13 protein-coding genes are annotated in these 12,880 nt (G+C 48.1%); 8 read left to right on the top strand and 5 right to left on the bottom strand.

Annotated elements, in window-relative coordinates:
* Positions 1-264 precede the first annotated feature (264 nt).
* Positions 265-1,962 carry a dihydroxy-acid dehydratase gene (gene ilvD / locus ACFSUB_RS08555; RefSeq protein WP_380712757.1) on the bottom strand — a complete coding sequence of 566 codons (1,698 nt, stop codon included), beginning with the start codon at positions 1,960-1,962 and terminating at the stop codon, positions 265-267.
* A 257-nt stretch (positions 1,963-2,219) separates the two neighbouring features.
* Here ilvD and ACFSUB_RS08550 point away from each other — a divergent pair, with 257 nt between their 5' ends.
* Both ACFSUB_RS08550 and ACFSUB_RS08545 read left to right on the top strand, forming a co-directional pair.
* Positions 2,220-2,519 carry a hypothetical protein gene (locus tag ACFSUB_RS08550; RefSeq protein ID WP_380712756.1) on the top strand — a complete coding sequence of 100 codons (300 nt, stop codon included), beginning with the start codon at positions 2,220-2,222 and terminating at the stop codon, positions 2,517-2,519.
* Positions 2,520-2,612: 93 nt separating this feature from the next.
* The gene (locus tag ACFSUB_RS08545; RefSeq protein ID WP_380712755.1) at positions 2,613-2,834 is read left to right on the top strand and encodes a hypothetical protein; all 222 of its coding nucleotides are present in this window, start codon (positions 2,613-2,615) and stop codon (positions 2,832-2,834) included.
* 6 nt (positions 2,835-2,840) lie between these two features.
* Here ACFSUB_RS08545 and ACFSUB_RS08540 read toward each other — a convergent pair whose 3' ends face one another.
* From ACFSUB_RS08540 to ACFSUB_RS08525, 4 genes are all read right to left on the bottom strand, one after another.
* A complete protein-coding gene (locus ACFSUB_RS08540) occupies positions 2,841-4,247 on the bottom strand; it encodes a DUF2254 domain-containing protein (RefSeq protein ID WP_380712754.1) in 1,407 nt (468 codons plus the stop codon).
* Between the two features lie 127 nt (positions 4,248-4,374).
* Positions 4,375-5,319, bottom strand: coding sequence for an ectoine hydroxylase (thpD, locus tag ACFSUB_RS08535; protein ID WP_380712753.1), 945 nt, complete (start codon positions 5,317-5,319; stop codon positions 4,375-4,377).
* A gap of 224 nt (positions 5,320-5,543) precedes the next feature.
* Entirely contained in the window at positions 5,544-5,879 is a 336-nt protein-coding gene (locus ACFSUB_RS08530) for a spore coat protein (RefSeq protein ID WP_380712752.1), read from the bottom strand.
* 13 nt (positions 5,880-5,892) lie between these two features.
* Complete coding sequence (locus tag ACFSUB_RS08525) at positions 5,893-6,162, bottom strand: hypothetical protein (RefSeq protein WP_380712751.1); 270 nt, start codon at positions 6,160-6,162, stop codon at positions 5,893-5,895.
* Positions 6,163-6,320: 158 nt separating this feature from the next.
* Between ACFSUB_RS08525 and ACFSUB_RS08520 the strand changes: the two genes are divergently transcribed.
* The 6 genes from ACFSUB_RS08520 (at position 6,321) to ACFSUB_RS08495 (ending at position 12,878) form a co-directional block, all read left to right on the top strand.
* Entirely contained in the window at positions 6,321-6,680 is a 360-nt protein-coding gene (locus ACFSUB_RS08520; protein ID WP_380712750.1) for an arsenate reductase family protein, read from the top strand.
* Between the two features lie 26 nt (positions 6,681-6,706).
* Positions 6,707-7,090 carry a glycine cleavage system protein GcvH gene (gene gcvH / locus ACFSUB_RS08515; protein ID WP_380712749.1) on the top strand — a complete coding sequence of 128 codons (384 nt, stop codon included), beginning with the start codon at positions 6,707-6,709 and terminating at the stop codon, positions 7,088-7,090.
* 201 nt (positions 7,091-7,291) lie between these two features.
* On the top strand, positions 7,292-9,040 hold the full coding sequence (locus tag ACFSUB_RS08510; protein ID WP_380712748.1) for an ABC transporter ATP-binding protein: 1,749 nt from the start codon (positions 7,292-7,294) through the stop codon (positions 9,038-9,040).
* Between the two features lie 17 nt (positions 9,041-9,057).
* The gene (locus ACFSUB_RS08505) at positions 9,058-10,884 is read left to right on the top strand and encodes an ABC transporter ATP-binding protein (RefSeq protein ID WP_380712747.1); all 1,827 of its coding nucleotides are present in this window, start codon (positions 9,058-9,060) and stop codon (positions 10,882-10,884) included.
* 310 nt (positions 10,885-11,194) lie between these two features.
* Positions 11,195-12,217 (top strand): methionine ABC transporter ATP-binding protein, encoded by a 1,023-nt coding sequence (locus ACFSUB_RS08500; RefSeq protein WP_380712746.1) that lies wholly within the window; start codon positions 11,195-11,197, stop codon positions 12,215-12,217.
* Complete coding sequence (locus ACFSUB_RS08495; RefSeq protein WP_380712745.1) at positions 12,210-12,878, top strand: methionine ABC transporter permease; 669 nt, start codon at positions 12,210-12,212, stop codon at positions 12,876-12,878. Before ACFSUB_RS08500 ends, ACFSUB_RS08495 begins: the two co-directional genes overlap by 8 nt.
* Positions 12,879-12,880 lie beyond the last annotated feature (2 nt).

Here is a 12,880-nt window from a genome sequence, read left to right as displayed (position 1 = left end):
GGCCCGCAGGATGCGGGTCAGGTCGGCGCCCGCCAGGAGGTGCCGATCTTAGCCGATCTTCCTCCTTTTGAGCCGTGCCCGCGGCATAGAAGACACGATGAGCCCCAGCGAATCGATGCCGCCCTTGTGCTCTGGAGTAAAAGCGAAGGATTTTGGCGCAGCGGTTTATCTCAGCAACGAAAAATGCCGAACGATTTTTTAAAATCGTTCGGCATTTTTCTATCTTATAGAGGTTTTGTCCCAGCCTCGTCGCAGTCTTACTGTTTAGAATAAATTCTCGTCGGTAACGGCGCCTTTGGCGCTGGAGGAGACGAGTTTAGAGTATTTGGCAAGCGCACCGGTTTTGTAGCGCGGCTCAAATGGTGCATGGTGACGGGCACGTTCTTCGAGCTGCTCGTCCGTCACATCAAAGTTAATCTCCTGACTTTCGCTATCGATCGTAATGGTATCTCCGTTTTGCAGCAGGGAAATCGGACCGCCGGCTGCCGCTTCCGGCGCAAGATGGCCGATCACAAAGCCGTGGGAGCCGCCGGAGAAGCGGCCGTCGGTAATAAGAGCGACTCTTCCGCCGAGCCCGCGCCCGACAATCATGGACGTGATGGACAGCATTTCCGGCATGCCCGGTCCACCTTTCGGGCCGACATTGCGGATAACAAGCACGTCGCCTTCTTCTATTTCGCCGGCTTCGATGGCTTTTGTTGTTTCGGATTCACTGTCGTACACTTTGGCCGGTCCTTCGAAACGGCTGATTTTCTGACCGGACATTTTTGCCACGGCGCCCTCGGGAGCGAGGTTTCCTTTCAGCACGACGAGAGGACCCTGCTGTTTGATCGGATCGTGCAGCGGTTTGATGACGTCCTGGCCTTCTTTCAGGTCTGGTGCTTCTTCAAGGTTTTCCGCGAGCGTTTTACCGGTAACGGTGAGACAGTCTCCGTGAAGCAGCCCTTCCTGAAGCAGCATTTTCAGCACGGCCGGTACACCGCCTGCTTCATACAGATCCTGCATGACATACTGTCCGCTTGGTTTTAGGTCCGCGATATGCGGCACGTTTTTGCGGATGCGTTCGAAATCGTCGTACGTCAAGTCGACATCAGCGGAACGGGCAATCGCGATAAGGTGCAGAAACGCGTTGGTGGAACCGCCGAGTGCCATGACAACGGTGATCGCATTTTCAAACGCTTCTTTGGTCATGATATCGCGTGGATAAATTTCTTTTTCGAGAAGGTCGGTGATCATGGCACCGGCCTGGCGGCATTCTTCTTTCTTATAATCATAAATGGCAGGTGTAGACGAAGAGCCGGGGATACTCATGCCGAGAGCTTCCACCGCCGCTGCCATTGTGTTGGCAGTGTACATGCCGCCGCAGGCTCCGGCGCCGGGACAGGCGTTACACTCCACCCGGTGAAGCTGCTTTTCATCAATGGTTCCCTGCTGATACTGCCCGACGGCTTCAAATGAAGAGACAAGGTCGATGTCTTTGCCGTCGAGTTTCCCGGGCTGAATGGTGCCCCCGTATACATAAACGGAAGGAAGGTTCATCCGGCCGATGGAAATCAGGCAGCCCGGTGTGGTTTTATCGCAGGCACCAATGGCTACAAATCCGTCCAGACGTTCCGCGCCGGTGACGGCTTCGATGGAATCCGCGATAATGTCTCGGCTCGGCAGGGAATAATTCATGCCATCATGTCCCATCGAGATACCATCGGAAACAGAAATCGTATTAAATATCATCGGGGCGGCGCCGCTGTCGGATGCTCCTGTCTTTGCCGACCGCGCCAGCTCGTCAATATGTATATTACATGGCGTTACTTCTGTCCATGTGCTGGCTACGCCGACCATCGGTTTCTGAAAATCTTCATCTTCAAAACCTACGGCGCGGAGCATAGCTCGGTTCGGAGCCCGGTTGGGATCGTCACTGATTACTTTACTGCGGATGCGCAGATCTTTGTTTTCTTCCGTCATTCATTAACCCTCCCAAGTGATGTTCTATCCTATATAGGTAGATAAGGTTTGTGTAGTTTGTGAAAGAAACCTTATTCTCATGATACTAGGAGTCAGACTGACTATCAATTGTATCTTTTGACAATGTCAAAAAATTTCTCCTATTTGTCGTTCTTGCCACCCTGCTGCTTGGAACGACGTGTGATGCCATAAAGATTGTATGTTACTGTAGGATGAAATGGTAAATAAACGATGGAACTAAAGGCGGCTGATGGCACATGATGTACGGAAGAAAATGGAATGTCATTATTATCGTTTTGGCGGTGGTTGGACTTTTCGCACTCGTGGGAGATAACGTGGGGATGGTGGTATCCATTCTTACTGCGATATTTCTCTTCTATACAGGAGCCAGGCTGCTGCGACGAGCAGGCTCGGGAATTTCTGTTGCGTCCGGGCTTGTATTATTTATTATCGGTGCGCTTGTGCTTGCCGGATCGATTTCGTTCTGGGCAGGTATTGTGGTGCTGGCAGCCGCCATGGGGATGCTTTGGAACCAGCGCAGGAGCAGTGAAACGTAAAACCGCAGAACCAGCGCCCGCTCCGATTTTTCTGCATAGGAATAAGTCCGTTGCATAGAATGGTTAGAAATCATTCTGGCAGGAGGGTTTCTATTGCATATCCCTGTCGTGCGGGCTTTTGTTATCCTGGTAGTATGTGTTTTGCTGTTCTTTACAGCTCCTTTCCTTTATGAAGAGACAACGGGATATCCCCTGCAGGTCATTGGCTTTACCGGCATGGTGTTTTCCCTGTCTTATGGACTGCTTCTCTGCCGGGAACCCACCTGGTCGGAGCAGCAGACAGAAAAGAAAGATCAGCTGCGTGGAAGCAGCTGATCTTTTTTATGAGGTACTCGTGTTTACAGAAGGAGCAGAAGCTTGTTTTTCCTGGATTTGGCGGGAGAGTTTCTCGTATGCTTCCTCGTTTCCTGTCACTTCGGCGATTCCTTTTAAACTGCTGAAAAAACGCTGGCTGTTGTAGTTGTAAGTAAAGCTGTCATTGTATCTCCATGCGATAGAGGCGGCATAATCCCAGCAGCATTGGTGATTTTCCGGTGCGATGGATCTGGACAAAATGGTGACCGCTTCCAGAAGGTTTGCCGTTAAGTATGGATCTTTTACCGCGTAGGTGCTGATCTGCGAAAAGGCGGCGTATAAATAATAGTCGAATGATTCATCCTTAATGATAATCCGGAGCTGATTATTTGTATCGGTAAGGTAAGGGGTGAAGCTCGTCACTTTAGAAATGGAAATGAGTAGATCCGTCAATTGATAAATGGCGTTGTTGGCAGTGTTGGGATCGTCATTACCGATCGCTTTAATAGCGACTTCCGTCAACTTATTTACTCCAAATTCCAAATCCTGCATTTCTGTCTTCTTAGGTCCCATATGAACAAGTTTTCGGTATTTTTCTTCCTTTATCTTTTTCTCCTTATCGCTCCACAACCGCATTAACGGGAGGCCTTCCGTCACGAAGTCACCGATTCTTTTTTCCAGTTTAATGGTTACATCGTCTTGTCTGGCTTTTTTAATGAGTCGTTTATAGTCAAAAATCTGGATGAAGCCTGTCTCTTCTGAATGGATGACCACGCTGTCTTTATCCGGGAGTTCTTCCCGGGAGTAACGTGGATCCTTCGTCCGGTACGGTTCAAGGTCCTTTAAAAGAGTCCTCAGAATTGTACGTTTTGATTCCAGTTTCATATAGTTTGTCATGTTGGGGACCTGCATCCATTTTACAGCGTGATTAATGAAATATACGAAGGTGCCGAGCGTGACAAGCGCCGCCAGGACAGTGAAAGCAGGGACGGCCACATACATTTGTGTATTCTCGGTAATTAGAAAAAAGGAAGCCAGAACATATAGAAAACAGGCATTAAAAATCCCGATAACATGCTGGGTGCGTTTGTCTGAAACAAAGCTCAGCAGCAGCCGGGGACTGAACTGCCCGGAAAAGGTTGTAAGCACGACCAGCGTGGAGTTAAACGTGAAAGCATTCAACGTGAGAATGCCGCTGATTAGTGTGCTGACCAGGATATGGGTCAGCTGATAGCTCGTCTCGTAAAAAGCAGGAACATACGTGTGAAGCTGCAGGTGAAAGTCCAGCCAGTAAGACAGCCCTGTAAACATCAAGGCCAGTACGGCGTATATTATCGAACTGAACCAAAGGTTGGCCCGCAGCTCGTACCATATCTGCCGCCTGGACATGGTAACAAGTTTCAGGAGCCGTTTTGGCAGCATGGTGCGCTTCATGTCATAATCCCTCCCTTTTACGTCTCTTCCTGCCCATTCAGCTACCCCGATGATGTTTTGTTAAAACATCCGGGTGGATAAATAAAGAAAGCCTCTCCGCACTGTTTTCGGAGAGGCTTTCCCTGCGTTATTTTCGTTTGATGCGGTGGGATACATTCTGGAGACGGTCTTTAATCGGCTTTATCGGTTCGGTGTTTTCCCGGTTGGCGAGAAATTCCGGACGCGGTGCCTGACCTGAAAACGGTGTCTGCAGTTTGTTTTCCACCGAGTTGAATACAAAAAACACGTTGCTGCGCGGATAAGGTGAAATGTTGCCCGCGGATCCGTGCATCGTGTTGCAGTCAAAGAACAGAACCGAACCAGCCGGCCCTGTAGCGCGGTCGATCCGGCCGTCGGCATGATCCACCAGACGTGTCATACTGTCATTATCCGGAACACCGGTTTCCTGTTTCTTCAAGGAATTCTTGTAGTTCTGTTCCGGTGTAGATCCCGGGCATGACACAAACCATTTCTGTGATCCGGGAACAAGCATGAGAGGGCCGTTGAATTCATAGTTGTCGGTAAGTACAATCGAGCAGCTGACGGCGCGCATATCCGGCATACCGTCTTCCTGGTGCCACGTCTCAAAGTCCGAATGCCAGTAGAACTCCTTACCTTTAAAGCCTGGCTTAAAATTTATCCGGGACTGTGTAATGTAGACCTGGCTTCCAAGAAGCTGCTGGGCGACCTTTACGATCCGTTCATTTTTGGCAAGAGCCTGAAAGAAACCGCTGTCTTTGTGAATTTCAAAAACAGACCGTATTTCGTTACTTCCGGGTTCTTTAATCACATCGTCGGCACCGCGGTTCTGATTGTAATCCATCGTCCGCTGCAGTTCACTTTTCATGATGGATACTTCATCATCATTGAACAATTTCTCAAACAGTAAATAGCCGTTCTCCCCAAAAGCATTCATCTCTTTTTCACTGAGAGGACCATCTGAGAATGCAGGATTACGGTGAACTACAGGATCTTTCCGTTCCATCATCTGAGCCTGCTCTCCGTTTCTGGAAGGATATTTATCGACTGCCATTACACCATCACTCCTTTTCCTATTATTCTGTTAATGAAATGGCGGGTCCGTCTCACTCTTACCCGTATATGTTATAAAATAAACACAAATGCAAAACTTTTAAATATATCATGATGAAAGAAACGCTGTAAAACAGAAAGCATGCGGGATAGAATATTTTTTATGTTGTTTGATTGAAATAAAAAAACGCCGCCCTGTAACATCAGGCGGCGCGGGCTGTTGAATCAATTGATGGTTCCCTGGGCGGGGAGTTGATTGGTGTATCCGTTGAACTGCTGATACGACTGGCTGAGTGCATTCGTTTCGGCTGCGTCGAAGCTGTACCATCCTTTTTTGAACATCATGTTAAACAGGGAACGCTGCAAGTTCTGGGTTTCGCTTGAAATCATCGCGATATCGTCATAAAGATCTTCATGGCTCGCTTCATTCATGGCGTAGCTGTAGGAAGATGTCATGTATTTTTCGGTCGACAGCATATCGTTTAAAAAATCACGGTCATTCATTTCCGGCGTCTTGGGAATTTGGGTCTGCGGGTTCTGAATTTTTGAAGACGATGCCATAGGAATCCTCCTTTTAATTAGCAGCCGGACCGGGTTGCGCGGCGGGCTGAAGATGGGTAAGAAGCTGCTGGTAATGTCTTTCGTGCATTTGGGCTGTTTTTTCGAGCTCCTTTTTGACTTCCATGTCCATGCATTGTTTGGAGAAAAAAGACGCTTTTTTCGCAGCAGTCAAATTCCAGCTCAGCATATCACTTAGATACAGATGGTCTTTCACCGTGACGGTCTGCGGCGGCTGAGGCATTACATTTTCCGGGGAAGAACCGGGTTGCTGTTGTGGACTCATTTTATCCTTCCTTTCGGTGTTATCGTTTCGCGGGTAGTATCTGCAGGAGGCCGAAAAGATATGTGAAAAACAAAGCAAACATGTCTTCTGGTTAGAGATGCAGCGGAATTTACGGTATACTGTACAGAGAATCTCCAAACAGAAAGGAGGCGGAAAGGATGGCGCTGACTTATTATGGTTACCCGCCTTGCGGTACATGCCGGAAAGCTAAAAACTGGCTTGACGAAAACAATGTGTCCTACGAGGAATATCATATTGTGAACGAACCGCCAAGCCGGGAGCAACTGCAGAAGCTTTATGAGAAAAGCGGTCTTCCGCTTAAAAAATTTTTTAATACGAGTGGAAAAAAGTATCGTGAGCTTGGCATAAAAGATAAAATGAAGACAGCAGACGAGGATGAACTGCTTGATCTACTCGCTTCCGACGGTATGCTGATGAAACGGCCGATTCTGACAGATGGCAGCAACGTAACGGTCGGGTTTAGCGAAAAGGAATTTGAGGAAGTGTGGAAGCAGTAGGTATTGATAATAAGGAGGTTTAATGTATGAGCGTCCCAAAAGAATTGAAGTACTCCCAGGAGCATGAATGGGTGAAGGTGGAAGACGGAAAAGTCCGTGTCGGCATTACTGATTTTGCGCAGTCCGAACTCGGTGATATTGTGTTTGCCGAACTGCCGGAAGTAGGCAGTGAAGTGAAAACGGACGAGCCGTTTGGCAGCGTCGAATCGGTCAAAACTGTATCCGAGCTGTATGCGCCGATTACAGGGAAAGTCGTGGAAATTAACGACGAACTTGAGGATTCTCCGGAATTTGTAAACGAATCTCCGTATGAAAAAGCGTGGATGATTGTCGTGGAACCTGCTGACATGGCCGAGATTGAAAAGCTTATGACAGCAGAACAGTACGAAGAAATGATCGGAGACGAATAATACATAAGTCCCGCTCTTGAAGAGAGCGGGACTTTTTTTACTTTAACTTTCAAATTTTCTCAAATAGAACGGTACGGTCTTTTTAGATCGGTGTTTCTTCACCGGTCTTTCTTTCCCTCGTATTTCAAGACTGTCCTGCTTCTCGATACAAAGGAATAAAATCGGTATAGTAATACTACCGTTTTCCAAAGGAGGAAAGATGTGAATACATTCAAACGCCTGAGACATTTTTACCTGCCGGACCGGAAATTTTTCTTTGCATCGATTATTTTCCTGATTATGATGACGAGTTTGACGATGGCTTATCCTATTGTCCTTCAATACGCTATTGATGAAGTAGTTATTGCTTCCAACGCGTCCCTTCTTCCGTATTTAGCTGTCGGTTTTGTGCTTTTGACTGTTTTGAAAGCGATTGCTACATACCTGCATCAATACTGCGGCGACATGTTTGGAATCCGATCGGTTTACAGGCTCCGCCAGTCACTGTATGAAAAGCTGCAGTATCTGCCATTTAGATTTTATGATAATGCAAGGACTGGGGATTTGATGTCGAGGTTGACTGCTGACGTGGAAGCATTCCGTTTCTTTCTCTCGTTTGGATTTGCCCAGGTAATGAATTTATTTTTGATTGTTGTACTGAGTTTCACGGTGATGATGGTTTACAGCTTCCAGCTGGCCCTGGTTTCCTTGGTTTCGATGCCGTTTCTTGCTGTCGTCGTGTGCCGGTTTGACAAAAAAGTTCACCCGGGATTCAAGAGAATACGCGAATCGTTTGCCGATATGACGACGAAAGTGCAGGAGAATGTAAGCGGGATGAGTACCGTGAAGTCGTTGTCTCAGGAGGGAATGGAAAAGGACCGTTTCACCCGCCGGAACGATGATTATAAAGAAAAATCATTGTATAATGCCGGACTCTGGGCTGTATTTTTTCCGGTAATGGAACTGATTGGGAATATTTGTGTCGTTGTGCTGCTGGGGTTCGGAGGTTATCTGGTCATGAGCGGTCAGCTTCAGATCGGTCAGCTTGCCGCTTCTTTTAGTCTGATGTGGTATATTGTCGGCCCATTAATGAACCTTGGATTTATCATTAATACGTTTTCCCAATCGAAAGCGGCCGGGGAGCGTCTTCTTGAGGTGCTGGATGAAGAAGAGACGGATGTCCGAAAGGGAGAACTTTTTCTGGACCGTTTGAAGGGGGATGTTGAATTTGATCATGTTTCTCATATATATCAAGGAGAAGAAGCAAAAGCCCTCCAGGGTGTTTCATTTCATGCTCTTCCCGGCAGTACAATCGGACTTATCGGCGCCGCCGGCTCGGGGAAAACGACAGTCACTCAATTAACGGCTGGTTTTTATCACGCTGCAGAAGGAGATATATTTCTCGACGGTCAGCCGATTTCCCGGTATAGTCTTGCCGACCTGCGCCAAAACATAGGGTTTGTCCTTCAGGAATCGTTTTTGTTTTCGTCGACGATCCGGGATAACATAGCCTACGGCAGGCCGGATGCTTCCATGGAGGATGTCGTGGAGGCTGCAAAACGTGCCCAGGCTCATACGTTTATCACGGCTTTGGAACATGGATATGAGACTGTTCTGGGAGAACGCGGGATGGGATTGTCCGGCGGGCAGAAGCAGCGGCTCGCTATTGCAAGAGCCATCGTCATGGACCCTGCTGTTCTGGTGCTTGATGATGCAACAAGCGCGGTGGATATGGAAACCGAACAGCGGATTCAGGCTGCTTTCCGGGAAGTGATGAGGGGCAGAACGACCTTTATCATCGCACACCGCATCTCTTCTTTAAAACATGCAGATCAGATTCTTGTACTGGAAAAAGGAAGTATTGTGGAAGAAGGTACACATGAGGAACTTCTGAAAAATGCCTCCATTTACCGGAGAATCCATGATATACAATTCCGCGATCAAGACCAGGTGATGCAGCATCAGGGGTAAGAACAGGGGGGATGGAGATGAAAAGAAAAGATGTACCCGGAGAAGACAGAGCATCCACGGGGCGGTTTCATTACCCTCAGGACCGTGTTGTGGACAAAGCGTTTAACTGGTCCCAGCTGAAACGGCTGTTCAGCTATATGAAGCCTTACGGCAGAACACTCCTTCCACTTGCTGCGGCAGCGATGTTTATCGGAACGATTGTACGGCTGGCTGCGCCGGTTCTTATCGGTTATGCCATCGATCAGGCGATAAGTCCGGGAAACAGAGATTTACTTATCTGGATTGTGGTGGTACTGGCAGGAATGTATGGTGTGCAGTGGATCTCGAACGTTTATCGTATCCGTTGGATTAACCGGATGGGCCAATACATTATTTTTGATCTGCGCCGGGACTTGTTTAATCACATCCAAACGCTTTCCCACCGTTTTTTTGATCAGCGGTCGGCGGGATCGATTCTCGTCCGGGTCACTAATGATGTTCATTCGCTGCAGGAACTGTTCACCAATGGAGTCATTAATTTGATGATGGATATCATTATGCTGGTTGGTATTGTAAGCATTCTGTTTGTGATAAGCCCGGAATTGACGACAGCAGTCATGATTATACTTCCGGTCATGTTTTATATTTCCACCAACCTGCGCCGTAAAATCCGGCGCTCCTGGCAGCTGGTCCGGCTCAGGCAGTCCACGATGAATGCTCATTTGAATGAGAGCATTCAGGGGATGCGGGTAACACAGGCGTATCATCAGGAACAGGAAAATATGCGTTATTTCGGCGATCTTAACATGGATACGTATGATGCGTGGGAACAAGCCACCCGCAAAAGCGCAAAATTCCGCCCAGTTGTGGAGCTTTCCAACGCTGTCGGCACCGCCGTTTTGATCTGGTACGGTATTCATCTAATAGGGAACGGCACGCTTTCGATCGGGAATTTTGTAACCTTTGCGACGTTTCTTGGTATGTTTTGGGAACCGATTTCCCGTCTCGGACAGATATATAATCAACTGTTGATGGCGATGGCTTCATCGGAGAGGATATTTGAATATCTGGATGAATCTCCTTCTGTTCCGGAGAAAAAAGATGCCGTATCCATCGGTACCATGAAAGGAGACGTTCGTTTTGAACAGGTTTCTTTTCAGTACGACGCGGTGAAATACGCGCTGCAGGATCTGGATCTTCATATCCGTCCCGGGGAAACCTTCGCTTTTGTCGGCCATACAGGGTCGGGAAAAACGACGATCGCAAATCTCATCAGCCGTTTCTATGATCCGAGCGCTGGAAGAGTGTTGATCGACGGCCGGGATCTTCGCGATGTTACGCTTGACAGCCTCCGTTCGCAGGTAAGTATTGTTCTTCAGGATACTTTTATTTTTTCCGGTACGATTATGGATAATATCCGGTTTGGGAATCCAAAAGCAGATGATGAAGAAGTGAAAGAAGCGGCTTACCAGGTTGGGGCTGATCGTTTTATCCGTGAATTAAAAGATAGTTACGAAACAGAAGTAGAAGAACGCGGCAATGTTCTTTCCGTCGGGGAGCGGCAGCTGATATCCTTTGCCAGGGCGCTGCTTGCGGACCCCCGCATTTTGATTCTCGATGAGGCCACAGCTTCCATTGATACAGAAACCGAACAGATTATTCAGCAGGCTCTGCAGAGACTTTTAAAAGGCCGGACTGCCGTGATGATCGCCCACCGCCTTTCTACGATCCGGGAAGCGGACCGGATTATGATGCTGGAAGAAGGAAAAGTTCTGGAGGAAGGCAGTCACGACGAATTGATACAGCAGCAGGGAGAGTACAACCGGCTCGTCAAAGCACAGTTTCAAGCTTCTCATGTCGGATGAACCTATATCTTGAACCTGTGACCATGGGCTGTAGAATTCACGCTTATGCTCTGGAGGAAAGTGTCCGCCTGCAGCGCCTGTCCAACGTGTTAACGAAGCAGACTTTGGCTGGCGGCAGCCCTTTGTTCTAATCAAACAAAGTTGTCTGTTTATGTTGACATGCGGCCGGGACCGTGCTAATGTTTTTAATGATTTCAAAATAAGAATATGCTTGTTCTTTCCGGTTCTGAATGTGCTGATCCGGAATTTTTATAGGAAACATAATAAGTTTTCTGATAAGTTTAATCAGGATTAACGGAGAGGGATACTTATGATAACGATGCATCAATTGTCGAAAATTTTCCGTACTCCTGACCAGGATATAGCTGCTGTGGATACACTGGATCTTTCCATCAATGAAGGGGAAATTTTCGGCATTATCGGCTACAGCGGCGCCGGCAAAAGCACGTTGATCAGACTGCTGAACATGCTGGAGCAGCCGACGGAAGGAGAGGTGACCGTCGGAGATAAAAACATGTCTGAACTGAAAGGCCGGGAGCTGCGGAAAGCACGCCAGGAAATCAGCATGATTTTTCAGCACTTTAACCTTCTCTGGTCGCGTACGGTGAAAGACAATATAGCATTTCCGCTTGAAATTGCGGGGATGTCCAAACAGGAGAAAAACAGCCGGGTGAACGAACTGATTGATCTGGTTGGACTGAGCGGGCGCGGGGACGCCTACCCTTCCCAGCTCAGCGGAGGGCAGAAACAGCGGGTCGGCATCGCCAGGGCGCTTGCCAACAATCCGAAAGTCCTGTTGTGCGATGAAGCTACATCAGCGCTCGATCCAAAAACAACGGATGCCATTTTGGAGCTGCTCACCGATATCAATAAAAAACTGGGGCTTACTATCGTGCTGATCACACACGAAATGCACGTTATCCGGAAAATATGTCACCGGGTTGCCGTGATGGAGGAAGGGAGAATCGTGGAACAGGGAAATGTTCTCGATGTCTTTCGTTATCCGAAAGAAGACATGACTAAAGAGTTTGTCAAGCAGATCACCGAACCCGAAGAAACGATGGACGCCGTGTATGAGCTCATTGATGACGAAAACGGTCCTGTCGTGAAGCTGAGGTTTGTCGGAGAAGATGCAGAACAGCCTGTCATGACGGAACTGGTTCGTCATTGCGGGGTAGGAGTCAATATATTGCAGGGGAAACTATCCAAAACCCAGCACGGAAGCTACGGTACACTGTTCGTACAGCTTCAGGGAGAGGAAAAACATCTGAATGAAGCCCTTCGTTTTCTCGAAGAACACCGGGTGAAAGCTGAGGTGCTGCATCATGATTGAACAATTGTTTCCAAACGTGGAATGGGGAGCGCTGTGGACCGCATCGCTTGAAACTGTCTATATGAGTCTTGCCGCTGTTATCATGACGTTTATCCTTGGAATCATACTCGGCCTGCTTCTTTATCTAACGGATAAGGGGAATTTCTGGGAAAACAAAACGGTGCATGCTTTGACGGCTGCAATCGTCAACATTTTCCGTTCCATCCCGTTCATCATCCTGCTTATTCTATTGATTCCTTTTACCAACGCCATGCTTGGGACGTTTCTGGGACCCAGTGCTGCTCTTCCGGCGCTTGTTGCCGGTGCGGCACCGTTTTATGCGAGACTTGTGGAGATTGGATTCCGGGAAGTTGATAAAGGGGTCATTGAGGCAGCCCAGTCTATGGGCGCCGGCCAGGGAAGAATTATTATGAAAGTGCTGCTGCCCGAATCCATGCCGGCTCTTGTTTCCGGTATTACAGTTACAGGTATTACTCTGGTCAGCTTTACAGCTATGGCTGGTGCAATCGGCGCAGGCGGTCTTGGGGATCTGGCCTACAGAGAAGGATTTCAACGGTCGCAGCCTGACGTAACATTTGCATCGACCATCGCCGTATTGATCATCGTCTTCGTTTTCCAGATGATTGGAGACCGGCTGACGAATACATTAGATAAACGATAAAA

The organism is Salibacterium lacus, assembly GCF_042684865.1.
GTDB classification, from domain to species: Bacteria; Bacillota; Bacilli; order Bacillales; family Marinococcaceae; genus Salibacterium; species Salibacterium lacus.
This window is presented reverse-complemented; position numbering and strand designations above follow the sequence as displayed.